Raw genomic sequence first — 23,991 nt, 5'->3', positions numbered from 1 at the left:
TTTGTGCGCCCCAAAAGGTTACACCCTCTTTTCCTGACTTCCCCAGTCGAGCTTTCCCACATCCTCCGACGGAAAATAAATACCTGTTCAACCGGTCAATTTATATCGCCTTTTTTCAGTCACTTATTGTGATCCATCAACAAAACGAAATTAGAAGCGATTTTTATGGATCCGTATCTGGCATGGATCTGGCTTAAGCGCATACATTCTTTGTATACAATCATTTAAAAACATACACACACTTAGATCCGTAAGTCCGGCCTCGGCGCCCTGCTCGGCCGCTCTACGGTCGACTACTGGCTTGTACGAAAAGGCCAGATCAACGTGCCGTAGTTGTACAGCGAAGAAGGATTTTCCATGCGAATACTCGTGGTCAACGTCAACACCACCGAATCCATCACCCAGGCCATCGCTCGTTCCGCACAAGCCGTGGCCGCGCCGGGTACCGAAATCATTGGTCTGACGCCCTACTTTGGCGCCGACTCCGTCGAGGGCAATTTCGAAAGCTACCTGGCCGCCATCGCGGTGATGGACCGGGTGATGGCTTACGATCAACCCTTCGACGCCGTGATCCAGGCCGGTTATGGCGAGCACGGTCGCGAAGGTTTGCAGGAATTGCTCAACGTACCGGTGGTGGACATTACCGATGCGGCGGCCAGCACAGCGATGTTCCTGGGCCATGCCTACTCGGTGGTCACCACGCTGGACCGCACCGTGCCCCTGATCGAGGATCGACTGAAACTGTCGGGGCTGTGGGACCGCTGCGCGTCGGTGCGGGCCAGTGGCCTGGCGGTGCTGGAACTCGAATCCGAACCGCAGCGGGCGCTGGAAGCGATTGTTCGTCAGGCGGAATTGGCCGTGCTTGAGGACAAGGCCGAAGTGATTTGCCTCGGCTGTGGCGGGATGGCCGGGCTGGATGAACAGATTCGCCAGCGCACCGGGGTTCCGGTGGTGGATGGGGTGACGGCGGCGGTGACGATTGCCGAGTCGCTGGTGCGGTTGGGGTTGTCCACTTCCAAGGTGCGGACGTATGCGACGCCTCGGCCGAAGAACATTATTGGTTGGCCGGGGCGGTTTGGCAGATAGACCGAGTCGACCCCATCGCGGGCAAGCCCGCTCCCACAGGGTTCTATGAACGACACAAATCCCTGTGGGAGCGTGGCTTGCCCGCGATGGGGACTACTCGCAATCAAGCCAAACTCAAACCGCACTGAACCGCTGCCCCAACCCCTGCTCCGCAAACAGCTCAATAATGAAATCCACAAACGCTCGGGTCTTGCCCGGCAGCAGTTTGTGTTCTGCGTAATAGATAGAAATATTGCCGTCGTCGACATACCAGTCAGGTAACACCCGTTGCAACGTCCCGGCCTCCAGATACTGCACAGCAAACGGCATGCTCACCAATGCAATGCCCAACCCCTGGGCCGCCGTCGCGCACGCCGCTTCCGAATCGCTCATGGTCATTCGCGCCTTGAGCGTCAGCGGGTTGTGTTGCTGAGTGCGACTGGTCAATTGCCAGGAACGCACACGGCCTGTCTGTGGGGAGCGAATCAGGATGCCATCGTGGTCCTTGAGTTGATCGGGCTCGACGATCACAGGCCGCGCAGCCAGATAATCCGTTGATGCCACCAACACCCGATGCGCCGGGGTCAGCTTGCGCGCCACCACGCCCTGCGGCAGTTCGAATCCCCCACCGATCGCCGCATCGAAACCCTGAGCGATAAGATCGACCTGACGGTTATCGAAATGCCAGTCCGGGTTGATCGCCGGAAAACGCCGAAGAAACTCACCCAGCAAGGGCACGATATATAGACGCCCAAACACCGTACCCATGCTGACCTTCAGTGTTCCCGCCGGCCGCCCTTCGGCGCTGGCGAGGTTAGCCACCGCATTCTGAATCGTGTGCAGGCTGGAACTGACTTCGCCGAGAAACAGATGACCGGCCTCAGTCAGCGTCAGGCTGCGCGTGCTGCGCTGGAACAGCCGCACACCCAGTCGGGCCTCGAGCTTGGCGACACTTTTGCCCACCGCCGCCGGGGTCAGGCTCAAGCGTCGCGCGGCTTCGGCGAAGCTGCCAACCTCGGCGCTGCGCACGAAGCATTCGATACTGCTGAAGGTTTCCATAGGCACCACTATAAACTTCTGGTTTACACAGACTATCGCAATTGCCGTCTACTCAGCGTGTAATCCTCAATCAATACTAGGCTCCATCAACCGAGACAATCTCGCCTCGGGACTCTGGAGATCGACATGACTACTCAGAACCTCAGCGGCAAAGTGGCTTTGATTCAAGGCGGGTCCCGCGGCATCGGCGCAGCCATTGTCCAGCGCCTGGCTGCTGAAGGCGCGACCGTTGCCTTCACTTACGTCAGTTCCACAGCCAAAGCCGAAGCCTTGCAAAACAGCATCATCGGTAACGGCGGCAAAGCCCTCGCCATCAAGGCTGACAGCGCCGACGCCGAGGCCATTCGCAATGCCGTGAACGCCACCGTAGAAGCCTTTGGCCGCCTGGACATCCTCGTCAACAACGCCGGCGTGCTGGCTGTTGCGCCACTGGAGGATTTCAAACTCGAAGATTTCGACCAGACATTGGCCATCAACGTGCGCAGCGTGTTCATCGCCACCCAGGCCGCCGCCAAACACATGACTGAAGGCGGTCGCATCATCAACATCGGCAGCACCAACGCCGACCGCATGCCCTTCGCCGGTGGCGGCCCGTACGCCATGAGTAAATCAGCACTGGTTGGCCTGACCAAAGGCCTGGCCCGCGACTTGGGCCCACGCGGCATCACCATCAACAACGTGCAACCGGGCCCGGTCGACACCGACATGAACCCGGCCAGTGGCGACTTCGCCGAGAGCCTGATCCCGCTGATGGCGGTGGGTCGCTACGGCAAATCCGAAGAAATCGCCAGCTTCGTTGCCTACCTGGTAGGACCGGAAGCCGGTTACATCACCGGGGCGAGCCTGACCATCGACGGTGGTTTTGGCGCCTGATGCTTTAAACGCTAACCAAATGTGGGAGCGGGCTAGCTCGCGAAAGCGTAGTGTCAGGCGACATTGATGTTGTCTGACACTCCCTCTTCGCGAGCAAGCCCGCTCCCACATTGATCGTCGTTAAGTCCATTCGAGCGCTGGCAAACCACAAGCACTTGGCTTGAACGCCTTCAACGTACGAAGAATCCCATCGGCGTGTGCGTACTTTTCGTCAGCCATCGCCGCATCGGGAATCGCAATCGCCGTCATCCCCGCCGCTTTCGCTGCCGTAACCCCGAACGGCGAATCTTCGAACACCAGGCAATCTTCAGGCGCAACGCCCAAGCGCCGCGCTGCCGTCAGAAAGATGTCCGGCGCCGGTTTGGCCGCGCCGACTTCAGGGTCATCGGCCGTCACAATAAAATCGAACAGCGCGAACCAGTCGCGATGCAAGGTGGTTTTCTGGCCGAACGACTGGCGCGAAGAACTGGTGCCAACCGCAATCGGGATGTTGTTGGCTTTCAAGTGCCGGACCAGTTCCTCGGCGCCGGGCATCGCCAGCGCTTGCGGAAAACGCTCGCGCATCAGCGGCTCGCGAATCACCAGAAACTCTTCGGCGGTGATGGGCAGCTCCAGCGCCTCGACCACATACCGCGCCAGATCACCCGCGCCACGACCGATGATGTTCTGTTTGATGCTCCAGTCGAAAACCCGACCGTAACGCGCAGCAATCAGGGATGTAACCTCGGTATAGATGCCCTCGGTGTCCAGCAGCAAGCCGTCCATATCGAAAATCACGGCCTTGATCGGGCCGAATTCATTCAGCGGTGCATTCATCGCATCTGATCCGTTTTCTAATGACATCCCAGAGGCGGCTCAGGTGCGGCCGGGTCCGTGATCGATTAAAGGATTCAGCAGCATAGCGAGCGCGGCAGCCATCGAGCAACGGGCAATGCCTGACAGATACAAAAAGTGCTCGTCGTCATTTAGCGATTTTCCCTACATAAAACGCCTCTTTTCCCGACTTCTTTACCCGTTGATCCCAAGCAAAGTCTCGCACTCAAACTTGATCTGCGCGAGGGACTGCGAATGTTCGTACCTGACAAGGTACTGGCCTTGAATAACGCCATTGGCCTGCTGGTGGTCGCCGCCATGGACCCCGAGCAGCCGAACGTCGAAGCATTGCTCAGTGACTTTCGGCTTTGCCTCAATGACTACGACGCCTGGGCTGAAAGTTTCTGGACCGGCCAGTCGCTGGATGTCGAGCAGGTGTTCAAGGTCGGTCACGACGTTCGCCTGGCCGCGCCGAAAAACTCCACCACTCCCGTCAGCTCCACCGTCGCCGCGTGCCCGGCAGCAGGTCCCCTGACACTGGTGCACATGTTCGACGCGGCGCGGTTCGTGCCGATCGGCAACACGCCGGTGATGCTTGAGCCTCTGAACGCTGACGGCACATTCGGCGAGCCGGTTTATGACGAGATCGGCTCCAGCGGCATCCTCGAAATCCCAGAGTGCGAGCGCAGCCTGCGTTACCGCATCACCTTCTTCCCGAATGTTTCCGCCGAGCATGTCAAAGCGCTCTACGCCTCCTATCAAGGCGTCATCAGCGATCTGGAAGGCTGGCTGCGCAACGAGTGGACGACTGAGTTCGAACCCTCGTGGGCCGAGTTCGCCGAAGCCGGTTTCATCAAGCGCTACGGCCTTCTGCAGCAGGCTGACTGGCTTGGTTTCGAGGCTTCGTTGAACGGATTATGGGATGACGTGAAGCAGATCTACGCGCTGATAGCGAACCTGCAGGCCAACAGTGAAAAGCTCCTTGAATACCTGACCGAAACCGAACTTGAAACACTGCTGCAGGCTTCGGCGGAATCCATCGCCAACCTGCTGCTGGTGTTGAGTGATGAACCGCTGATGTTCATTCATCTGGCGGCGATTACCAGTTGGCTGAGGATGTTGCCGCCGCAGTTCATTGCCGAAGTCGTGGCGCAGATTCGCACAGGAATATTGATCGGCTTCCTGCTGGCGCGCTTCACAGGTGCTGCCGGATTGAAGTTCGGCATCAGCGCGAAGGTGCTGGACAAGGTCAAATCCGACCGCGCGCGCAACTGGCTGGCCGCCGCGAGCCTGAGGTTGGCCGGGCTTGGCACCAGGTCCGACCTGACGACCCACGCGGGCGTACTCAAACCCCTCGCAGTCAATGTCCGAAATGCTCCTCTGAACCCCGCGCCCGCCGTGCCGTTACAGATCAGCACGGGCACTACGCCGGTTTTGTTAGTGAAAAACCCGGTTGCCATTGCTCGTGACAAATCCGCCGCCATGACCCGACTGGGCCGGCAGGAGCACCGTGACGACGTTCCCGATCAAGCGAAAAACCCCAACGGAGACAGCGCCGATTGCGGGCTGTTGACCTGTACCAACGGTTGCCCGGTGTCGATGGTCACCGGCGAAGAATTGCTGACCCTCGACGACGGATCGCTGAACGGTTTGCTGCCGTTTGCGTTTACCCGGTTGTACCGAACCAGCGCCGTAGAACTCGATTGCGGGCTGGGCCGGGGCTGGAGTCATTCACTGGCACATCGGCTGGAACTGGACGCAGAACACGTCGTCTGGACCGACCATGAAAACCGTCGTACGACGTTTCCGCAGCCCAGTCTTTCGCGTCCGGCAATTCATAACAGCCTGTCGCGGGCCGCGATTTACCTGGGAAACAAGCCTGAAGAATTGGTGGTCGCACTGGCCGGTGCAAAGGTGCGGTTTTATCACTTTGTGAATGGTCGGCTGACGACCATCAGTGATGCCTACGACAACCGGCTGCACATCACCCGCGACCGCCAGGATCGCATTCAACGCATCGACAACGGCGCAGGCCGCTCACTGCTTTTGCGTTACGAGCGCAGGCACATCGTGGCGGTCGAGTATCAGTCGTTTCACCCCGCGGAGGGATTGGTAGATGCCTGGCATACAGAGCAAACGCTGATTGCCTACCGTTACGACGCCCGACACCGCCTGATCGAAGCGACCAATGCTGCCGGCGAAGCCGAACGGTACGACTACGACGATCAACACGTGATTCTCCAGCGGCAACTGGCCGGTGGGGCCAGTTTCTTTTGGGAGTGGGAAAGGTCCGGCAAAGCCGCCAGATGCGTCAGGCACCGGGCGACTTTTTCGCAGATGGATACACGCTATGTCTGGGACGACGACGGCGGGGTTCTGGTTAAAAACGCCGATGGTAGTGAAGAGGTCTATGTCCATGACGATAAAGCGCGATTGGTGCGTCGGGTCGAGCCGGATGGCGGCGAGTATCTAAAGGCATACGACCCAAAAGGCCAGTTGATTGCCGAGCAGGGGCCGCTGGGGGCGACTACTGAATACCGCTACGACGAGATTGGCCGGCTGATTGCGCTGATTCCTCCTGAAGAAGAGCCAACGTCCTACGAATATCGCAACGGTTTCCTGCATGCGCGATATCACGGTAAAGCGGTGTGGAAATACCAACGCAATGCTCAGGGTGATGTCACCGAGGCAATCGACCCCGACGGCCACATCACTCACTACCACTACGATGCTCGAGGACGGTTGCTGCCTATCCGCTACCCAGACAACAGCCGTCATGTGTTCGTATGGGATGCAATCGGGCAACTGATTGAAGAAACGTTGCCGGATGGCAGTCAGCGGCGTTTTTCCTACGATGTATTGTGCCGGCAGATTACCCGTCAGGACGAACACGGCGCCGTCACTCAACACCAATGGGACGCCGTTGGCCGACTGATCAGGACGGTGAATCCTACCGGCGCCAGCCGCGCGTCCAGCTACAACGCCTACGGCAAGATCACCGCCGAACGCGATGAGCTGGGGCGCGTCACCCGTTTTGAATACGACAATGACTTGCACCTGGTCAGTCGCCGGATCAACCCCGACGGCACGCAGTTGCGTTATCGCTACGACAATGCACGGCTGCTACTGACGGACATCGAAAACGAATCCGGCGAACACTATCGGCTGGACTACACGCCTGGTGGATTGATCCGACAGGAAACCGGCTTCGATGGCCGACGCACGGCGTATGCCTACGACCTCAATGGTCATCTCCTGGAAAAAACCGAATTCGGCGATGACGGCTCGCAGCTGTTTACGAGCTACCAACGGGATACGGCCGGACGCCTGCTGGTCAAAAACCTGCCCGATGGCGTCAACGTCGAATATCGCTATGACAGCCTCGGCCGATTGGCCAGCGTCGATGACGGTCACGACCATCCGCTGGAGTTCGCGTACGACAAGCACAATCGGCTGATCACCGAGCATCAGGGTTGGGGCACGTTGCGCTACGGCTACGACGCTTGCGGCAAGCTCAACCATTTGCGTCTGCCGGACAACAGCAAGCTCGACTATCACCACGCCAAAGGCGGTGTGCTGACAGCCATCGATCTCAACGGCACACGCCTTACAAGCCATACGTATAAAGCCGGCCGCGAGCTGCAGCGTCAGCAAGGCATGTTGTCGAGCCAATACGACTACGATGAACAGGGTCGTCTGAAAGCCCACGCTATCAGCCACCCCCAGCAACAGCTGTATCGCCGCGACTATGCCTACAGCGCCAACGGCAATCTCGAACACATCGCCGACACCCGTCATGGCCAACGCAGCTATCAATACGATCCGCTCGACCGCCTGATCCGCGTCCGCCACTCCCGCGACCAACAACCCGAAAGCTTCGCCCACGACCCCGCCGGCAACCTGTTGATGCAGGACCGGCCCGGGCCGGCCACCCTCAAAGGCAATCGCCTGCTGATGCAAGGCGATCGCCATTTCGACTATGACGCCTTTGGCAACCTGATCCGCGAACGCCGCGGCACCGCACAAAAACTCGTCACCGAATACCGCTACGACAGCCAGCATCGATTAATCGGCGCCACGCTCCCGAACGGCAGCACCGCCAGCTACCGCTACGACGCCTTCGGCCGCCGCATCAGCAAAACCGTCGATGGCAACACCACCGAGTTTTTCTGGCAAGGCGACAATCTCGTCGCCGAAAGTGGCAGCGAGCATTACCGCAGTTACGTCTACGAACCGGGCACCTTCCGCCCACTGGCCATGCTCGACAGCAGAGGGCCACGCCAGGCCTGCCCGTTCTACTACCAACTCGACCACCTCGGTACACCGCAAGAACTCACCGACTACAGCGGCGACATCATCTGGGCCGCGCAATACACGACCTACGGCCGCCTGACTCGCCTCAATCGCGATACCCATCAGGTTCTGGATCAGCCGTTGAGGTTTCAGGGGCAGTATTACGATGCGGAGACGGGGCTGCACTACAACCGGCACCGGTATTACAACCCGGATGTGGGACGGTATCTGACGCCGGATCCGAGCAAGTTGGCGGGTGGGTTAAACGGGTATCAGTACACGCGCAATCCGACGGGGTGGGTTGATCCGCTGGGGTTGAATGATTGTCCTGGAGGGGATGGGTGTAAGAGGCCTTCGTTTGGGGATGAGGATCCGGCGGGGACAGTTAAGGTTGATGAAGGTGAGCCCAGCCCCCCATCCCCTAAACCCAAAAACCGTTACTTATATCGCGGCGATTCACGGGAATCTTGGGAGATATTTGAGGCTGGCTTTGAGCCCTTGGGAGACAGCATGGACCTCTATTTACACGCATTGGACAATCGAAGCCCTCCCAGCTTCTTTGTCAGCACTTCAACCTCAGAAAAGGAAGCTATAAAGTTTGCAACGGGCTACGGGTATGAAGACGGCTTCGTCTATGTAATAAAAAATATTCGCGGGATAGATGTGAATAAAAAACTGGGCATAATTTCGCCACATAGAGGTGAGGTTGAAATAGCTTTGCCTGGAGGAGTAGACAGTCGAGACATTCTCGGCGTCACCCCCGTCAACGCCGATGGCAGCTATAAGGGCTACTCAACCCCTAACCCACGCAGGAAGTGATCATGACCAAAACAATAGAAATAACCATAAACACCTGCGGTGTCACCGAGAAAGTTTCAATTGAATGCGATCGAAAAAATCTGACGTTGTTTTTCACAACGAAAAACGGATTCAGAAAAACGTACACAGCTCATGATCTTTACGAATGCTTTGGGCTGTTACGAGCCGACTTTCCAGAAATAAATTTTCTATGCAAGGGCGCCAAGCTCAATGTATATCCCTCGCGTATGGCGTCGCAAATGGCCGGCGGCATTGTGGCGTATGAACTTCAAATGGGAAAGCCCGCTGAAACTGAAGATGTGGTTAATATCTTCGACTTTGAAGACAAAGACATCACAACTGACATTCAACAACAAAGGGATTTTTACAAGCGTTGGCTCGCATCGTTCGCGCACTAGCATCAGCTGTCAGGGGTTATAACGATCACACTCATAAAAATCTTAATTACAGACGGGTAGATTAATTTAGCAACACCACTTTCATCTAAAAAGCCCAGCTAGAACTGGGCTTATCGTCCCGGGAAGAAGTCTAATTAACCACCCGAACCACCAGTCCCACCCCCAGCACCACCCGTCCCTCCTCCCGCACTCCCCGAACTCCCACCGCTCGCACCGCCACTCATTCCCGAACCACCAGAACTACCGGATCCTCCAGACCCACCGCCAGAACCGCTCCCAGTCGAACTTCCACCACTCATCGACCCGCTTCCCGCCCCCGGGCTGGTGCTACTCCCGTTAGCATCACCAGCGTTCCCTCCGCCAATAGAGCCTGGCGGCAGCGTCTTCCCATCGCCGGACCCCGCATTCATTTCAGTAGACGGCGGCATTCCGCCCTTATCAACCGGCGCGCCGGAAGATTGAGCAAACGCCGCCATTGAACTGATCGACAACACGCTGCTCACCGTCAGAACCATCAATGTTGACCTGATCATGGTGCATCTCCTTAAAAAGGTGCGTACCTGATTTCTGGCAGCGTTGGCTTTTTAAAGGTGCCGCTCAATCGACGAATGGCTTTTCAGCTGGGCTCACCGGAGCCATCGTTACCGGCAATGTCTGGGTCTTCGGGGATCGCCTCGACATCGCCGCGCTTCACATCATCAGTCGGCACTTGCTCCACTGCGGTGTCGTCGTCAGGCGGGCGCTGATCGCGACTCAATGAATCGGTGGGCGAAGGCAGCGGGTATTCAGGGGTGTCGTCGACATCGTCGACTTTCGGATCAGCGTTCATAAAGCACCTCTCGAAGGGCCTGAAAGGCAGGCCCTGAAATTTCGAGGGCTGGGCAATGCTTGCGTTCGATCAGGGGGACGATCGGTCGATTGCGCGACGATGCAGGTCAATCTTCGTCTTCTTCCTCGTCTTCATACTCGAGGTTTCCCACATCGCCGGCGTCATCGGAATCGTTGAGCGGTACCGTTGCGTCATCCATCAGGGAACCCGGATCTTCATTGCCGGGGTCATTGATGAACGGAAGCCCACTCGGGCCTTTTTCTTCCTTGCCTTCGGTTTCAGGAGTCATGGCAGTCCTCACAACGTTTGGGGTGTATGACATTCGAGGCGCCCTGGGGCCAAACGTTCCGGAGCGCTGCAGGCAGATACGAAAAACCCGGCCTGGGCCGGGTTTCTGGTTTCACTCGATGTCGAATCAGTGATTTTTGTTTCTGTGCTTGTTCTTGTGCTTATGCTTGTGTCCGCCACCGGAATGAGACTTGCCACTATCGGTGCCCAGATTGTTGCCTACTGCCCCACCTGCTGCGCCGCCCAGGCCTGCGCCAATGGTCGAACCGGTAGAACCGCCGAGGCTATTGCCAATCACCGATCCGCCTGCCGAGCCTAATCCACCGCCAATCGCTGCCTCTGTGCGACTGCCCTTGTTCGCACCAACCGCACTGCCCGCAGCACCGCCAACGCCGGCGCCAATCGCTGCGCCTGTGCTGCCGCCCATTTGCTGACCCACTACGTTACCGAGTGCACCGCCAATACCACCGCCAACTGCCGCAGTGCCATCACCGGCAGCCATTGCACCTTGAGCGACCAGAAGTCCCAGAAACAACGTGGACAATGTCAAACGCATGATATGAACCTCAAATTCCGCATCGGGGGTGAAAGTACGCCTTGCGGATGGGCATGAGTCTAGCACCTGCACTCACTGAATCCGGCCAGCGATGAAGGTTGGACAGCGGTAAATTAGAAGTAGGAGAAAAAGAAACATCCAGATACGAAAAGCCCGGCATCTAGCCGGGCTTTTCGATCCGATCGATCAGGATCAGTGACGCTTGTGACCTTTGGCCAGATTGCTGCCCACGCCGCCGCCCAGTGCGCCGCCCAAGCCTGCGCCAATGGTCGAACCGGTCTTGCCGCCCAGGCTATTGCCGATTACCGAACCACCGGCCGCACCGACACCGCCACCGATGGCCGCTTTGGTGCGGCTGCCTTTACGTGCTGCCACCGCACTGCCGGCTGCGCCCGCAACACCCGCGCCGATTGCCGCGCCGGTGCTGCCGCCCATGCTCTGGCCGACCACGTTACCCAACGCACCACCCAGACCACCACCGATCGCAGCGGTGCCATCACCGGCAGCCATCGCACCTTGAGTCACCAGAAGTCCCAGAACCAGAGCAGGCAGAGTTAAACGCATGACGAAAAACCTCAAAAATAGGGGGAAACCGAAAAGCCGGGGATTGAATGCTTTCGAGGAGGAAACGTCCACACAAAATCGCCCCCCTTCTCGCAATTGGCGACGGTTGGACAGCTTTTATGGAAAAGGTTTTATGACAGGCAAAAAAAAGCCCGCTGGGGAACGGGCTAGGGTACTGCTTTCTAACGGATGAGCTGAGACTACGTAGACGGGTGTGAAAACTTTGTGAAAAAACATCAACAGAAAAATTATCGTGAGTCTGTGGGCCATTTCCGTGTATCGAGCCCCTCCAAAAATAAAAAAAACCCCACTCATTTGTGGGGTTCGTCCGGTTGATCATTACTTCCTGGATGCCACTCGTTTTGGCAAAAACTTCGACCTGAGCACTTTGGTCGCCGCGGATCTGACTTTGCTGGTCTCGACCTGATCTTCACCGAAGCTCGCCACATACTCCGTCTGGCCACACTGCACGCAATTGTTGATTGGAAATTCTGCCCCGTCGTCTTCGATATACGGATCAGCCATAGCTCTTCCCCTCTCAAAGCGGGATCGATACCGGCAAGCCCTATTGCCTGAAAAATATCGACCACCAAGGCTTTTGAGACTAGCCGGTCATTACCGGACTTGTAATTCAGATTTCCCCGTGCCCGACGAATGGACCACGCCGCTTCCTACAAAACCCACTAGCGAATAAACAGGCCCATTGCTTCACTCACCTCAGCTTGACCGCCGTCCCGGTCACAAACACCACCACCATCCCGCCCTTTCCGGCCGGCATGCTGATCTCAAAATCGAGCCCGACCACCGCATCCGCCTGAAGCGCCCGCGCACGCTCCTTGATCTCCTCGGTCGCCTGAATCCGCGCTTCCTTCAACGCCCGCTCCAGCGTTTGAGAACGCCCACCGAAAAAATCCCGCATTCCGGCAAACATGTCGCGGATAACGTTGACGCCCTGCACCGACTCGGCGCTGACGATGTCCAGGTAAGCGGTGATTTGACGGCCTTCGATGGCGTGGGTGGTGGTGGTGATCATGGGAATTCCTTCTTTATTCAGGCACGCATTATTCCTCTGCGGCCAATCGTTGAAAACAAAAAGCCCAGCAACGGCTGGGCTTCGATAATCAGGTATCACAGTTCTTCAGGCATATTTACAGAGTCAAAGAAGCTTGATCAACACCGTCGTGATGGTTGCCACCGTGCCAATCAGTCCAGTCGCAACAGCCACCGGATACCAGAAGGTTTCACGAGTCATCTTGCCGGCTTCAGCGTTCAGCTTTCGCTGCTCAGCCATCAGCTTGACGATTTCCACATGAACCTTTTCCAGCTCTGCCTGCTTCATGGTCATTTCCTGCATAACGTACGTGGGTCCATTCCGAATAGTGGGGGGAACGCCCTATGCGCTGCCTTTGATTCATTTTGTACCCCAGGGGTACGAAACGAATACCCCTTCACGAAAGAGTTCATTTGAGTCGTTTGAACCGTCGGAAGCCCCCATCCGCTTGGCGCTCCTGCGTTACTTCCCACACGCCTTTCACTATTCCTACACCATTTTCAGAAGCGACTTCGCTTATTCGCTTGAGCCAACAACGGTGCCATGATTCAAATACTAACGCCAGAAACCACAAAACCCCTGATTTCTCTCGAAATCAGGGGTTCTGGTTACATCGAATTTGGCGGTGAAGGAGAGATTCGAACTCTCGATACAATTTCTTGTATACACACTTTCCAGGCGTGCTCCTTAAGCCACTCGGACACTTCACCGTATCTCGTCAAACATGTTCTGTCTGTCGAGGCGCGCTAATGTAGTCGAAAGCTTTTCTGATGGCAAACTTTTTTTGCAGAATTTTCATGCGCTTAGCGATTTAGTCGTTCCTGTCGGTTCCGGGCGATGGCAAACCTGCCAATCTCCGGCTTCGCGCCCTCTTCTATAAGGAGAGGAATGCACGGCAGGAGTGGCGGGCTACGCTTGCCCGGCGGGGAAACGGTGACTGGCGGGTCAGTCACGGCGCTTTACCTGGCCTGCCGCGGTGGGTAACGTCTGCCCAACTTTCATACAAGGAATAGCGTCATGAGTGAGTTGATTTCCTACCACCTCGAAGACGGTATCGCGACCCTGACCTTGAGCAATGGCAAGGTCAATGCCATCTCCCCGGACGTGATTGCTGCGTTTAATGCTGCGCTGGATCAGGCGGTGACTGATCGTGCGGTAGTGATCATTACCGGTACGCCGGGAATTCTGTCCGGCGGTTATGACTTGAAGGTGATGACCTCCGGCCCTAAAGAAGCGGTGGCGCTGGTGACGGCCGGTTCGACGCTGGCCCGTCGTCTGTTGTCGCACCCGTTCCCGGTGATTGTGGCGTGCCCTGGGCATGCAGTGGCCAAGGGCGCGTTCCTGCTGTTGTCGGCGGATTACCGCATCGGTGTCGATGGCCCGTTCAGCATTGGCCTGAACGAAGTGCAGATCGGCATGACCATGCACCACGCCGGTATCGAGATCGCACGTGATCGCCTGCGCAAGTCGGCGTTCCACCGCTCCGTCATCAACGGTGAGATGTTCAACCCACAGAGCGCGGTGGATGCCGGTTTCCTCGACCTGGTGGTGTCGGCCGAAGAGCTGCAAGGTGCTGCGCTGGCAGCGGCGCGTCAGTTGAAGAAGATCAACATGACCGCGCACAAGAACACCAAGCTGAAAGTGCGCAAGGCGCTGCTCGATACGCTGGACAACGCGATCATCCTGGATCAGGAACACATGGGCTGAGCCCAGACACGCTGCACCGAAAAGCCCGACCGTCGTGTCGGGCTTTTTCGTACGTGCGCTGTTGAAAATCTCACAACCGCTCTAGGACGCGTCTGACCCACAAGTCGGAAACATGCGCACAAACATCGCCTATCTCCACCCTCTATAGCGGCAATTGCCGAAAACAGTGCACATCCGTACACTGCGCCACCTTTTGTCCCGGTGGGGCCTGTAAATGCTGTTCGTGTTTCGTATGTTATTGATGGGCCTGCACTTTATTCTGGCCGGTGTGCTGGGGGTGATTCTGGGCCTGTGCCGTCCGTTCAACCCGGACAACAGCCGTTTGTGCGCGCGCCTGTATGCGTGGCCGGCGATGTGTATTTTGCGTTTGCGGGTGAAGGCCGATGTCGGGCCGTTGATGGATAAGCCCGACAGCTGCGTGATCGTCGCCAACCACCAGTCCAACTACGATCTGTTTGTGTTCGGCAACGTGGTGCCCCGCCGCACCGTGTGCATTGGCAAGAAGAGCCTGAAGTGGGTGCCGCTGTTCGGGCAGTTGTTCTGGCTGGCCGGCAATGTGTTGATCGATCGCGGCAATGCGCACAAGGCGCGCCAGTCGATGTTGACCACCACCCACACGTTGCAGCATGAAGACACCTCGATCTGGGTCTTTCCCGAAGGCACGCGCAACTTCGGTGAAGAGTTGCTGCCGTTCAAGAAAGGCGCGTTCCAGATGGCGATCGCCGCGGGCGTGCCAATCGTGCCGGTGTGTGTCAGCAGTTACGTCAAACACATGCGATTGAACCGCTGGCGCAGTGGGAAAATTCTGATTCGCTCGCTGCCGGCGATTCCTACGGCGGGAATGAGCCTGGACGACATGCCTCTGCTGATGGCCCAGTGCCGCGAGCAGATGCGTGAGTGCATCGAGTCGATGGATCGGCAACTGCAAGCCGCTTGATAACAAACCCGCCGAGTGCGGGTTTTTTTCGCCTGCGGACTTTTGCCGTCGAACTCGGCAGATTTCACTGACTCTCAAGCAGCAGACAAGGCTAAGCTGAGCACTGCCTGCCACTGCCACCTGCAAATAAGAAGTGAACCTGAATCATGGGTAGAGTTGTTGCTGCTGCGGTTTACAGCGCCGGTAAGAAAGTCACCAATATCACCCTCGACGAAGGCGCTGCCTGGGCTGCAAAGCCTGGCCACTTTGTCTGGATCGGCCTTGAAGAGCCGAACGCCCTGGAGCTGACCAACCTGCAACGTCAGTTCAACCTGCACGAACTGGCCATCGAAGACGCCCTGGAAAAACACAGCCGACCGAAGCTCGAAACCTTCGGCGACGCCTTGTTTATCGTCACGTATTCGCCGATCCGGCACGAAGGCAAACTGGAGTTCATCGAGACTCATATCTTTGCCGGCAACGGTTACATCATTACCGCCCGCAACGGTCACTCGGCGTCCTACGCCCTGGTCCGCCAGCGTTGTGAGGCGCGTCCGATCCTGCTGGAGCACGGGGAAGATTTCGTCCTCTATGCCATCCTCGATTTTGTGATTGAAAACTACCAGCCGATGGGCGAAGCGATCCATGCCGAGATCGATGAGCTGGAGCGCAACGTGCTGTGCAGCGCGTTGAATGAACACGACATCCAGAAGCTCCATGGCCTGCGCCGGGACGTGTTGCGCTTGCGTCGTTATGCGGCGCCGATGGTGGAGATTGGTGAGGAACTGCAGAAGCTGAACTTTCCGTTTATCGACAAGAACATGCGCCCGTATTTCCGCGATGTGCAGATTCACGTAACACGGCAGATGGAAGACCTGACGACCCTGGCCGATATTGCCAGCCAGACCATTGAGGTCGGAGTGTTGCTGGAGGCGTCACGGCAGAGCGTGGTGCAGCGCAAGTTTGCGGCGTGGGCGGCGATTCTGGCGTTCCCGACAGCAGTGGCGGGGATTTACGGGATGAACTTCCAGAACATGCCGGAGTTGACCTGGCACTACGGGTATTTCGGGGTGTTGGGGTTTATTGCAGTGGGGTGCGTGAGTTTGTGGGCGAGTTTCAAGAAGTCGGGGTGGCTTTGAAACGCTTTTGTGGCGAGGGAGCTTGCTCCCGCTGGGCAACGGAGTTGCCCCAAAATGGGCCTGCTTCGCAGTCCAGCGGGAGCAAGCTCCCTCGCCACACATTCACTGCACGGCTTTAAACCGCTTTAGCTTCTGGCTTGTGCGCCACAAACCGCATCATCCACTCCGCAACGGTCGTGCCGTGATGCTCCTGCTCAAGGCTCGCCACGCCTTTCGTATACACCTGCTGGCCCAGCGCCTCCTGCCGAATCTCCAACAGCGCACGGGAATAATCGTGAATGAATTCCGGGTGCCCCTGGAAGCACAGCACTTGGTCGTTGATGTGGTACGCGGCAAACGGGCAGAAATCGCTCGACGCGATCACGGTGGCGTTTTCCGGTAGCGACGTCACCTGGTCCTGGTGGCTGATCAACAGCGTCAGCTCTTCACGCACCGGACTCATCCACGGCGCCTTGGCAGCGAGTTTGTATTGGTGAGTGCCGACGCCCCAGCCCTGGGTCGCACGCTCACTCTTGCCGCCCAACAACAGCGCCAGCAACTGGTGGCCGAAGCACACGCCCAGCAATTTGTCGCCGCGCTTATAGCGAGTCAGCAGATAAGCCCTGAGGGTTTCAATCCACGGATCGGTGCCGAAGGAATCGGCCTTGCTGCCCGTGACAAGGTAGGCATCGAACGTCAAATCATCACTCGGGTACTCGCCCTGCACCACGTTGTACACCGTGAACTCTGCAGCGATAGGCTGCTGCGAAAACAGATGCTGGAACATCTGCCCGTAACCCTGATATTGATCGATCAGCTCTGGACGCAGGATGTCGGTTTCCAGAATGCAGATGCGTAACGACATAAAAAATACCTGACACGTGATGGGAATAATGCACACCCCAGAGCCTGCCTCGAAACACCGTGACAAGGCAAGCCCCGGAAGGCGTCATACGTCCCTTAGAAGGTCTCCCCTTTGGCCGCTTTCTCCAGCAATAACGCCGGCGGCGCAAAACGCTCGCCATATTGCCGGGCCAGGTATTGCGCGCGGGCAACGAAGTCTTTTACGCCGTACTGGTTGATGAATTGCAGCGCCCCGCCAGTCCAGGCCGCGAAGCCGATGCCGAAGATCGAGCCGACGTTGGCGTCCGCCGTCGAGGTCAGCACGCCCTCCTCCACGCAACGCACGGTTTCGATGGCTTGCACGAACAACAGGCGATCGCGCACATCCTTTGGCGAAATCTGCCCGTCGGCTTTCTCGAAACGGGTCTTGAGCTCGGGCCACAGATGTTTCTGGCCACCGGCCGGGTACTCGTAGAACCCGCCTCCTGCGGCTTTACCGGGCCGCTTGTATTCGTTGAGCAGCAAGTCAATCACGGCGAACGCCGGGTGCTCGATCAGCGGTTTCCCTTCTGCTTGCAGGTCTTTGGCGGTTTGCTGGCGGATATGGCTCATGAGGCTGAGGGAAACTTCATCGGAGATCGCCAGAGGCCCGATCGGCATGCCGGCCTTGCGCGCTTCGGTCTCGATCATCGGCGCGCTCACGCCCTCGCCGAGCATCGCGATGCCTTCATTGGTGAAGGTGCCGAACACTCGCGAAGTGAAGAAGCCACGACTGTCGTTGACCACAATCGGTGTTTTCTTGATTTGCAGGACGAAATCGAAGCCGCGCGCCAGGGTTTCGTCGCTGGTGTTGGCGCCCTTGATGATTTCCACCAGCGGCATTTTCTCCACCGGGCTGAAGAAATGCAGACCGATGAACTTCGCTTGATCCGGCACCGCGGTGGCCAGGCCGCTGATCGGCAAGGTCGAGGTGTTGGAGGCGATCACGGCGGTAGGGCCGACGACCTTTCGCGCCGCCGAGGAGACTTTGGCTTTTAGTTCACGGTCTTCGAAGACCGCTTCAATAATCAGGTCGCATCCGGCCAGGTCCGCATCGCTTTCGCTGGTGTGGATCCGCGCCAGAATCGCCTCTCGCTGTTCCGGGAGCATCTGGCCGCGCGCGACTTTCTTGTCCAGCAGCGCCGCCGAGTGGGCCTTGCCCTTCTCCGCTGCCGCGAGGTTGATGTCCTTGAGCACCACGTCGATGCCGGCCGAGGCGCTGACAAAAGCAATGCCCGCGCCCATCATCCCGGCGCCGAGCACACCGACTTTTTGCGTGACAAAAGGCGCAAACCCTTTGGGCCGCGAGCCACCGGCGTTGATTTCATTGAGCTGGAACCAGAAGGTGCCAATCAGGTTTTTCGAGATCTGGCCGGTGGTCAGTTCCGTGAAATAGCGGGTTTCGATGAGGTGTGCGGTGTCGAAATCCACCTGGGCGCCTTCAACGGCGGCACAGAGAATCTTCTCCGGCGCCGGCATGCAACCCTGGGTTTTACTGCGCAGGATCGACGGCGCGATGGCGAGCATTTGCGCGACTTTCGGGTTCGACGGCGTGCCGCCGGGAATCTGATAACCCTTCACGTCCCAACGCTGCACGGCCGCCGGATTGGAAATAATCCAGGCTCGCGCCTTGCTCAGCAATTCATCGCGATCCGCTGCCAGCTCATCGATTAAACCGGCTTGCAACGCTTGTTGCGGCCGGACTTTTTTGCCTTCGAGCAGGTACGGCAAGGCTTTTTCAATGCCCAGCATCCGCACCATGCGCACTACACCGCCACCCCCCGGAAGCAGACCGAGGGTCACTTCCGGCAGGCCGAGTTGCACGGATGGATTGTCCAGCGCGACGCGGTGATGGCAGGCGAGGCAGATTTCCCAGCCGCCGCCCAGCGCCGCACCGTTAATTGCAGCCACCACCGGTTTACCGAGGGTTTCCAGGGTGCGCAGCTGGCCTTTGAGCGTCAGGACCATGTCGTAAAAGGCCTTGGCTTCGGGTTTGCCAACCTTGATCAGTTCATTGAGGTCGCCGCCGGCAAAAAAAGTCTTCTTGCCCGAGGTGATGATCACGCCGGCAATGCTGTCCTTTTCGGCCACCAGACGGGCGACGCAGGCGGCCATGGCCTCGCGATAGACCGCGTTCATGGTGTTGGCGCTCTGCCCCGGCATGTCGATGGTCAGGACGACGATCTGGTCCTGACCTTTTTCGTAACGAATGGCTTCGGTCATGTCACTTGTTCCTTAAGGTCGGGGCTCAGAGGCGTTCGATGATGGTGGCAATGCCCATGCCGCCGCCGACACACAGGGTCGCGAGACCATAGCGCAGGCGCCGGATTTCCAGTTCATCGAGCAGCGTGCCGAGAATCGCGCAGCCAGTGGCGCCCAGCGGATGGCCCATGGCGATGGAGCCGCCGTTGACGTTGACTTTGTCCGGGTCGATGGCCATGTCCTTGATGAATTTCAGCACCACCGAGGCGAAGGCTTCGTTGACCTCGAACAGGTCGATGTCTTCGACCCGCAGCCCGGCCTTGGCCAGTGCCTTGCGAGTGGCCGGTGCCGGGCCGGTGAGCATGATGGTCGGATCGGTGCTGGTAACTGCAGTGGCGACGATCCGCGCCCGTGGCTGCAGACCCAGCGCCCGGCCCTTGGCCTCGGAGCCAATCAACATCAGGGCGGCACCATCGACGATGCCGGAGCTGTTGCCCGGGGTGTGGACGTGGTTGATCCGTTCCACCTGGCTGTAAACGCGCAACGCGGTGGCGTCAAAACCCATCAGCCCCATCATCTCGAAACTTGGCTTGAGCTTGCCCAGGCCTTCAAGGGTGGATTCGGCGCGGATGAACTCATCGTGATCGAGCAGGATGATGCCGTTCTGATCCTGCACCGGCACCAGCGACTTGTTGAACGAGCCGTTCGCCCGCGCGCGCGCTGCCTTTTGCTGGGAATGCAGCGCGTAGGCATCGACGTCCTCGCGGCTGAAGCCTTCAATCGTGGCGATCAGGTCGGCGCCGACGCCTTGCGGGGTGAAATGGCTGTGCAGATTGGTTTCCGGATCCAGCGCCCAAGCGCCGCCATCGCTGCCCATCGGTACGCGGGACATGGACTCGACGCCACCGACCACCACCAGATCTTCGAAACCAGACCGGACTTTCATCGCGCCGAGGTTCACGGCTTCCAGCCCCGAAGCGCAGAAGCGATTGATCTGCACGCCGGACACACTGACGTCCCAATCGGCGACCTGTGCCGCGGTCTTGGCGATGTCCGAGCCCTGATCGCCGATCGGCGTGACACAGCCGAGCACCACGTCATCGACCTGGCTGGTATCCAGCGAAGTGCGCTGCTGCAACGCCGTGAGCAGCCCGGCCACCAGATTCACCGGTTTGACGCTGTGCAGGGCGCCATCGGCCTTGCCTTTGCCACGGGGCGTGCGTAACGCGTCGAAAATCAAAGCTTGGGTCATGACGTCCTCGAACCTGGGCGGTGAGTAAATACTGAGCTTCCACCTTAGGCCGAGCCGCCATGGATTCAATGACCGCAGCGCTCACTGGCGTTGACGGTCACGCTCAGACGGACGGTCGTTCGAGTGTGGATTAACCGATTCACGTCACCAAGCTGTCTAGCAGACGGGCGCCCAAGAAGCTGGCAATAGGCCTCATGCGTTTTTAAAAGCTTTAAGTGATAAAACCATACGAAATGGATCTAAACCAAGCGTGACGCGGGCTCTAAGGTGAACATATACGAAGTTGTCGTCGGGTTTTGCCGAGGCACTCGTCTTACAGGAAGTTCAGCGCTCTGCCGTCATGGAGATATGCAGGCAGGCATCAGGAAATAACAATAAAGGCGGTCAAGCCATGTTCAAGCATTCGAAAGTACGTCAAGCCGGGCTCATTCTTTTCGCCACTACGCTGTTGTTGATTTTGCCGAACCTGACCAAGGTGATCGGCTAGTCGGACTTCAAATAATACGGCGCCAGGTTTTTATATCGCCCTCTTAAAAATGTGACTGGTTCGCTACCCGGGCCAGCGTGGGTGTGCCAACCTTTACGGCACTTCCACGACATGGACGGCGATCATTTGAAAACGCTCATTCTGTTCGGGGCCTTGCTGCTCAGCACGCCTCTGTATGCCGCACAGCTCAATCTCGAGCTGGGCGCGAGCAGTCGCACCTGGCAGACCGAGGAATTGCTCAAGCACCCTCAGGCCCAGACCATCATCATCAGCGACGACGTTTCCTACAAGCGGGAGATGAGTTATCGCGCAGTTCCGTTGGCGGCATTGTTGACCGGCATCAAGCCTGAAGATCATCTGCAAGCCGTGGCGCTGGACGGGTTTGCCGCAGAACTGTCGGCGGCGCCATTGCTGAACACCAAGGGCGCGCGCGCATGGCTGGCGATTGAAGACCCGGCCAAGCCGTGGCCTGCCTTATCCGAAGGGAAACCCGGCGCCGGGCCGTTTTATCTGGTTTGGGTCGATCCGCAGGCCGGCAACATCAGCCCTGAGCAATGGCCGTTTCAAGTGGCGAGCATCAAGCGCATGGCGCCGGTGGCCGAGCGCTTCCCTGCCCTGCTGCCTGATCCTGCGTTGAAGCCGGATGATCCGGTGAATAAAGGCTTTGCGTTGTTTCAGAAGAATTGCCTGGCCTGCCATCGATTGAACGGTGCCGGGGATGCGCAGTTCGGGCCGGACTTGAACATTCCGTTTAACCCGACCGAGTACTTTGGGGCGGATTTTCTAAAGCGCTACATTCGAGATCCGCAGAGCTTGCGGCAGTGGCCTCAGGCGAAGATGCCGGGGTTTGCGGCGACGGTATTGCCGGAGGGGGATCTGGAAATGCTGGTGGGGTATTTGAAGCATATGGCCGGGCGCAAGGTTAAGCCCTGACACCATTCCCCTGTGGGAGCGAGCCTGCTCGCGATAGCGGTGCGTCAGTCAGTACAGTTGTGACTGACAGTCCGCTATCGCTAGCAGGCTAGCTCCCACAGGGGGTTGTGGTGCTGCGGTTATTGCTGCTGGACTGAGATAATCGGCATCGGCGTCGGCGACACGAACACCTTTGCATGCATCTGCTCACACCCTCCGCCACGGCGCATGCCGCGTACCGGGCAGGCGTCCAGGTAATCCAGGCCCACGGCCAGTTTCAAATGGCGCTCGGGGCGGGCCAGTTCGTTGGTCACATCGAAACTGTACCAGGCGTCATCCAGCCAGGCTTCCGCCCAGGCGTGACTGGCCAGGTGTTCGCTGTTCTCGCTGTACAAATAACCCGACACATAACGCGACGGAATGCCCAGGCTGCGAGCACACGCGAGGAACGCGTGGGTGTGGTCCTGACAGACGCCGGAACGCCCGGCGAAGGCCTGGGCGGCGCTAGTGTCGACTTCGGTTGAGCCCGGCGTGTAGGTCATGTGCGAATTCAGGCCATGCATCAAGTCGATCAGCGCCGTACGATCCCGGCGTTTTTTGCATTCTTTCTCAGCGAACGCACGCAACGCCTCGTCGGCTTCTGTCAGGCGCGTGAAGCGCAGGAACGGCAACGCCGACTGGCTTTCATGTTCCGCTTCGCGCAGTTCATCGATGTCCACCTGGCCACGGGCGCCGATGATGATCGCCTCGTGGGGTTCGTCCATGGTCAGCACGTGCAGGATGTTGCCGAACGGATCGAGTTGCGCACGCACCGGGCGCGGCAGGTCGAGTTGCCAGCTGAGCACGTGCTGGCGTTCGCTGTCGTGGGGTGTCAGTCGCAGGTACTGGATGCTCGCCCGCACCTGATCTTCGTAGTGATAGGTGGTTTCGTGGCTAATGGAAAGTCTCATGCAGCCTCCAGGTAGGAACTGTGAATGGCGTTACCCAACTGGCGCACCAGCGGGATGAATTCGGTCAGCCAGGCGTGCAGCCCTTCGTCGAGAATTTCGTTGATGCCGGTGTAGCGCAGACGCGCGTCCATTTCCGCCGCCAGACGCTGCGCGGGACGGCCATTGGCCCCCGGCAGTTGGGCGAGGATCTGGTCGATTTCTTCGGTGCAGGCGCGCAAGGAACGTGGCACATCGGCGCGCAGCAACAGCAGTTCGGCCACATGCCGGGCGCCGGGTGCGTCGCGGTAGATCTCGGTGTAGGCCTCGAACGACGACAACGCCCTTAACAAAGCGCTCCACTGGTAATACGCGTGCGCCGTGCCATCGCTGACCGCTTCGGCCTGATCGCCGGCCATTTCGTAACGCGCATCAAGCAGGCGCAACGTGTTGTCCGCCCGTTCGATAAACGTCCCCAGGCGAATGAAGCGGAACGCATCGTTGCGCATGATCGTGCCGTAGGACGCGCCACGGAACAGGTGGGAACGCTCCTTGATCCACTCGCAGAAACGGCTCATGCCGTAGCGACTCAAGCCTTGCTCGGCGATCCCGCGAATTTCCAGCCAGGTGGCGTTGATGTTTTCCCACATGTCGGCAGTAATTCGCCCACGCACCGCATGCGCACTGGCCCGCGCCGCGCCGAGGCAGCTGTAGATGCTCGCCGGGTTGGCCGCGTCCAGGGCGAAGAAATGCAGCAGCCGTTCGGCGTGCAAATCTCCGTGACGCTCGAGGTAATCGTCCAGGGTGCCGGTGATCAGCAGCGGCATGGCCAGTTCGTGCAGACCGTCGCCGCGACCATCCTGTGGCATCAGAGACAGCGAATAACTGATGTCGAGCATCCGTGCGAGGTTTTCCGCCCGCTCCAGGTAACGCGACATCCAATACAAATCCGAGGCAGTTCTACTTAACATGGCAAGCTTC

General features: G+C 58.4%; 22 protein-coding genes and 1 tRNA gene. 8 read left to right on the top strand and 15 right to left on the bottom strand.

The genetic code is table 11. The features are described 5' to 3' along the window. Nucleotides 1-357 precede the first annotated feature (357 nt). The gene (locus DJ564_RS10290) at nucleotides 358-1,086 is read left to right on the top strand and encodes an aspartate/glutamate racemase family protein (protein WP_109628816.1); all 729 of its coding nucleotides are present in this window, start codon (nucleotides 358-360) and stop codon (nucleotides 1,084-1,086) included. A 114-nt stretch (nucleotides 1,087-1,200) separates the two neighbouring features. On the opposite strand, the gene DJ564_RS10285 is transcribed toward DJ564_RS10290, so the two are convergent. After that, complete coding sequence (locus DJ564_RS10285) at nucleotides 1,201-2,124, bottom strand: LysR family transcriptional regulator (RefSeq protein WP_109628814.1); 924 nt, start codon at nucleotides 2,122-2,124, stop codon at nucleotides 1,201-1,203. Nucleotides 2,125-2,250: 126 nt separating this feature from the next. Between DJ564_RS10285 and DJ564_RS10280 the strand changes: the two genes are divergently transcribed. Further along, on the top strand, nucleotides 2,251-2,997 hold the full coding sequence (locus tag DJ564_RS10280; RefSeq protein ID WP_109628812.1) for a 3-oxoacyl-ACP reductase family protein: 747 nt from the start codon (nucleotides 2,251-2,253) through the stop codon (nucleotides 2,995-2,997). Between the two features lie 120 nt (nucleotides 2,998-3,117). Here DJ564_RS10280 and DJ564_RS10275 read toward each other — a convergent pair whose 3' ends face one another. Beyond that, nucleotides 3,118-3,813: an HAD-IA family hydrolase gene (locus tag DJ564_RS10275; protein WP_109628810.1), complete on the bottom strand. Its 696-nt coding sequence runs from the start codon at nucleotides 3,811-3,813 to the stop codon at nucleotides 3,118-3,120. Nucleotides 3,814-4,065: 252 nt separating this feature from the next. Between DJ564_RS10275 and DJ564_RS10270 the strand changes: the two genes are divergently transcribed. Both DJ564_RS10270 and DJ564_RS10265 read left to right on the top strand, forming a co-directional pair. Continuing rightward, a complete protein-coding gene (locus DJ564_RS10270) occupies nucleotides 4,066-8,922 on the top strand; it encodes an RHS repeat-associated core domain-containing protein (RefSeq protein WP_109628809.1) in 4,857 nt (1,618 codons plus the stop codon). Nucleotides 8,923-8,924: 2 nt separating this feature from the next. After that, a complete protein-coding gene (locus DJ564_RS10265) occupies nucleotides 8,925-9,320 on the top strand; it encodes a hypothetical protein (protein WP_109628807.1) in 396 nt (131 codons plus the stop codon). A 616-nt stretch (nucleotides 9,321-9,936) separates the two neighbouring features. On the opposite strand, the gene DJ564_RS10255 is transcribed toward DJ564_RS10265, so the two are convergent. From DJ564_RS10255 to DJ564_RS10220, 8 genes are all read right to left on the bottom strand, one after another. Then, nucleotides 9,937-10,149 carry a hypothetical protein gene (locus tag DJ564_RS10255; protein ID WP_109628803.1) on the bottom strand — a complete coding sequence of 71 codons (213 nt, stop codon included), beginning with the start codon at nucleotides 10,147-10,149 and terminating at the stop codon, nucleotides 9,937-9,939. A gap of 106 nt (nucleotides 10,150-10,255) precedes the next feature. After that, a complete protein-coding gene (locus tag DJ564_RS10250) occupies nucleotides 10,256-10,438 on the bottom strand; it encodes a hypothetical protein (protein ID WP_109628801.1) in 183 nt (60 codons plus the stop codon). A 126-nt stretch (nucleotides 10,439-10,564) separates the two neighbouring features. Further along, nucleotides 10,565-10,993, bottom strand: coding sequence for a glycine zipper domain-containing protein (locus tag DJ564_RS10245; protein WP_109628799.1), 429 nt, complete (start codon nucleotides 10,991-10,993; stop codon nucleotides 10,565-10,567). 192 nt (nucleotides 10,994-11,185) lie between these two features. After that, nucleotides 11,186-11,557, bottom strand: coding sequence for a hypothetical protein (locus DJ564_RS10240; RefSeq protein ID WP_010456583.1), 372 nt, complete (start codon nucleotides 11,555-11,557; stop codon nucleotides 11,186-11,188). 339 nt (nucleotides 11,558-11,896) lie between these two features. Further along, nucleotides 11,897-12,082 carry a hypothetical protein gene (locus DJ564_RS32350; RefSeq protein ID WP_109628797.1) on the bottom strand — a complete coding sequence of 62 codons (186 nt, stop codon included), beginning with the start codon at nucleotides 12,080-12,082 and terminating at the stop codon, nucleotides 11,897-11,899. Nucleotides 12,083-12,269: 187 nt separating this feature from the next. Next, nucleotides 12,270-12,590 carry a YbjQ family protein gene (locus tag DJ564_RS10230; RefSeq protein ID WP_109628795.1) on the bottom strand — a complete coding sequence of 107 codons (321 nt, stop codon included), beginning with the start codon at nucleotides 12,588-12,590 and terminating at the stop codon, nucleotides 12,270-12,272. A gap of 123 nt (nucleotides 12,591-12,713) precedes the next feature. Then, nucleotides 12,714-12,896 (bottom strand): hypothetical protein, encoded by a 183-nt coding sequence (locus DJ564_RS10225; RefSeq protein ID WP_109635988.1) that lies wholly within the window; start codon nucleotides 12,894-12,896, stop codon nucleotides 12,714-12,716. Nucleotides 12,897-13,228: 332 nt separating this feature from the next. After that, a tRNA-Ser gene (locus DJ564_RS10220) sits at nucleotides 13,229-13,318 on the bottom strand. Nucleotides 13,319-13,625: 307 nt separating this feature from the next. Between DJ564_RS10220 and DJ564_RS10215 the strand changes: the two genes are divergently transcribed. The 3 genes from DJ564_RS10215 (at nucleotide 13,626) to DJ564_RS10205 (ending at nucleotide 16,370) form a co-directional block, all read left to right on the top strand. Beyond that, nucleotides 13,626-14,315: a crotonase/enoyl-CoA hydratase family protein gene (locus tag DJ564_RS10215; RefSeq protein ID WP_109628793.1), complete on the top strand. Its 690-nt coding sequence runs from the start codon at nucleotides 13,626-13,628 to the stop codon at nucleotides 14,313-14,315. Between the two features lie 214 nt (nucleotides 14,316-14,529). After that, complete coding sequence (locus DJ564_RS10210; RefSeq protein ID WP_109628791.1) at nucleotides 14,530-15,252, top strand: 1-acyl-sn-glycerol-3-phosphate acyltransferase; 723 nt, start codon at nucleotides 14,530-14,532, stop codon at nucleotides 15,250-15,252. A 146-nt stretch (nucleotides 15,253-15,398) separates the two neighbouring features. Beyond that, complete coding sequence (locus tag DJ564_RS10205) at nucleotides 15,399-16,370, top strand: magnesium and cobalt transport protein CorA (protein ID WP_109628790.1); 972 nt, start codon at nucleotides 15,399-15,401, stop codon at nucleotides 16,368-16,370. A gap of 115 nt (nucleotides 16,371-16,485) precedes the next feature. Here DJ564_RS10205 and DJ564_RS10200 read toward each other — a convergent pair whose 3' ends face one another. From DJ564_RS10200 to DJ564_RS10190, 3 genes are all read right to left on the bottom strand, one after another. Then, nucleotides 16,486-17,214: an amidotransferase gene (locus DJ564_RS10200; RefSeq protein WP_109628788.1), complete on the bottom strand. Its 729-nt coding sequence runs from the start codon at nucleotides 17,212-17,214 to the stop codon at nucleotides 16,486-16,488. Nucleotides 17,215-17,309: 95 nt separating this feature from the next. Further along, nucleotides 17,310-19,454, bottom strand: coding sequence for a 3-hydroxyacyl-CoA dehydrogenase NAD-binding domain-containing protein (locus tag DJ564_RS10195; protein WP_109628786.1), 2,145 nt, complete (start codon nucleotides 19,452-19,454; stop codon nucleotides 17,310-17,312). A 25-nt stretch (nucleotides 19,455-19,479) separates the two neighbouring features. Then, a complete protein-coding gene (locus tag DJ564_RS10190; RefSeq protein ID WP_109628784.1) occupies nucleotides 19,480-20,685 on the bottom strand; it encodes an acetyl-CoA C-acetyltransferase in 1,206 nt (401 codons plus the stop codon). A 598-nt stretch (nucleotides 20,686-21,283) separates the two neighbouring features. Here DJ564_RS10190 and DJ564_RS10185 point away from each other — a divergent pair. Then, the gene (locus tag DJ564_RS10185) at nucleotides 21,284-22,105 is read left to right on the top strand and encodes a cytochrome c (protein ID WP_109628782.1); all 822 of its coding nucleotides are present in this window, start codon (nucleotides 21,284-21,286) and stop codon (nucleotides 22,103-22,105) included. A 119-nt stretch (nucleotides 22,106-22,224) separates the two neighbouring features. On the opposite strand, the gene DJ564_RS10180 is transcribed toward DJ564_RS10185, so the two are convergent. Then, nucleotides 22,225-23,034: a transglutaminase family protein gene (locus tag DJ564_RS10180; RefSeq protein WP_109628780.1), complete on the bottom strand. Its 810-nt coding sequence runs from the start codon at nucleotides 23,032-23,034 to the stop codon at nucleotides 22,225-22,227. Then, nucleotides 23,031-23,981 carry an alpha-E domain-containing protein gene (locus DJ564_RS10175; RefSeq protein WP_010456611.1) on the bottom strand — a complete coding sequence of 317 codons (951 nt, stop codon included), beginning with the start codon at nucleotides 23,979-23,981 and terminating at the stop codon, nucleotides 23,031-23,033. Before DJ564_RS10175 ends, DJ564_RS10180 begins: the two co-directional genes overlap by 4 nt. Nucleotides 23,982-23,991: the final 10 nt, after the last annotated feature.

This window comes from Pseudomonas sp. 31-12 (assembly GCF_003151075.1).
Taxonomy (GTDB): domain Bacteria; phylum Pseudomonadota; class Gammaproteobacteria; order Pseudomonadales; family Pseudomonadaceae; genus Aquipseudomonas.
Note: the sequence above shows the minus strand (reverse complement) of the source record. Positions and strands in the feature narration are given on the sequence as shown.

Bases quoted from the DNA above. Each gene is read 5' to 3' on its own strand.
- DJ564_RS10285 (WP_109628814.1), bottom strand. From the start codon at position 2,124: ATGGAAACCTTCAGCAGTATCGAATGCTTCGTGCGCAGCGCCGAGGTT.
- DJ564_RS10215 (WP_109628793.1), top strand. From the start codon at position 13,626: ATGAGTGAGTTGATTTCCTACCACCTCGAAGACGGTATCGCGACCCTG.
- DJ564_RS10200 (WP_109628788.1), bottom strand. From the start codon at position 17,214: ATGTCGTTACGCATCTGCATTCTGGAAACCGACATCCTGCGTCCAGAG.
- DJ564_RS10255 (WP_109628803.1), bottom strand. From the start codon at position 10,149: ATGAACGCTGATCCGAAAGTCGACGATGTCGACGACACCCCTGAATAC.
- DJ564_RS10195 (WP_109628786.1), bottom strand. From the start codon at position 19,454: ATGACCGAAGCCATTCGTTACGAAAAAGGTCAGGACCAGATCGTCGTC.
- DJ564_RS10190 (WP_109628784.1), bottom strand. From the start codon at position 20,685: ATGACCCAAGCTTTGATTTTCGACGCGTTACGCACGCCCCGTGGCAAA.
- DJ564_RS32350 (WP_109628797.1), bottom strand. From the start codon at position 12,082: ATGGCTGATCCGTATATCGAAGACGACGGGGCAGAATTTCCAATCAAC.
- DJ564_RS10210 (WP_109628791.1), top strand. From the start codon at position 14,530: ATGCTGTTCGTGTTTCGTATGTTATTGATGGGCCTGCACTTTATTCTG.
- DJ564_RS10175 (WP_010456611.1), bottom strand. From the start codon at position 23,981: ATGTTAAGTAGAACTGCCTCGGATTTGTATTGGATGTCGCGTTACCTG.
- DJ564_RS10265 (WP_109628807.1), top strand. From the start codon at position 8,925: ATGACCAAAACAATAGAAATAACCATAAACACCTGCGGTGTCACCGAG.
- DJ564_RS10245 (WP_109628799.1), bottom strand. From the start codon at position 10,993: ATGCGTTTGACATTGTCCACGTTGTTTCTGGGACTTCTGGTCGCTCAA.
- DJ564_RS10240 (WP_010456583.1), bottom strand. From the start codon at position 11,557: ATGCGTTTAACTCTGCCTGCTCTGGTTCTGGGACTTCTGGTGACTCAA.
- DJ564_RS10230 (WP_109628795.1), bottom strand. From the start codon at position 12,590: ATGATCACCACCACCACCCACGCCATCGAAGGCCGTCAAATCACCGCT.
- DJ564_RS10280 (WP_109628812.1), top strand. From the start codon at position 2,251: ATGACTACTCAGAACCTCAGCGGCAAAGTGGCTTTGATTCAAGGCGGG.
- DJ564_RS10270 (WP_109628809.1), top strand. From the start codon at position 4,066: ATGTTCGTACCTGACAAGGTACTGGCCTTGAATAACGCCATTGGCCTG.
- DJ564_RS10290 (WP_109628816.1), top strand. From the start codon at position 358: ATGCGAATACTCGTGGTCAACGTCAACACCACCGAATCCATCACCCAG.
- DJ564_RS10225 (WP_109635988.1), bottom strand. From the start codon at position 12,896: ATGAAGCAGGCAGAGCTGGAAAAGGTTCATGTGGAAATCGTCAAGCTG.
- DJ564_RS10180 (WP_109628780.1), bottom strand. From the start codon at position 23,034: ATGAGACTTTCCATTAGCCACGAAACCACCTATCACTACGAAGATCAG.
- DJ564_RS10275 (WP_109628810.1), bottom strand. From the start codon at position 3,813: ATGAATGCACCGCTGAATGAATTCGGCCCGATCAAGGCCGTGATTTTC.
- DJ564_RS10205 (WP_109628790.1), top strand. From the start codon at position 15,399: ATGGGTAGAGTTGTTGCTGCTGCGGTTTACAGCGCCGGTAAGAAAGTC.
- DJ564_RS10185 (WP_109628782.1), top strand. From the start codon at position 21,284: ATGGACGGCGATCATTTGAAAACGCTCATTCTGTTCGGGGCCTTGCTG.
- DJ564_RS10250 (WP_109628801.1), bottom strand. From the start codon at position 10,438: ATGACTCCTGAAACCGAAGGCAAGGAAGAAAAAGGCCCGAGTGGGCTT.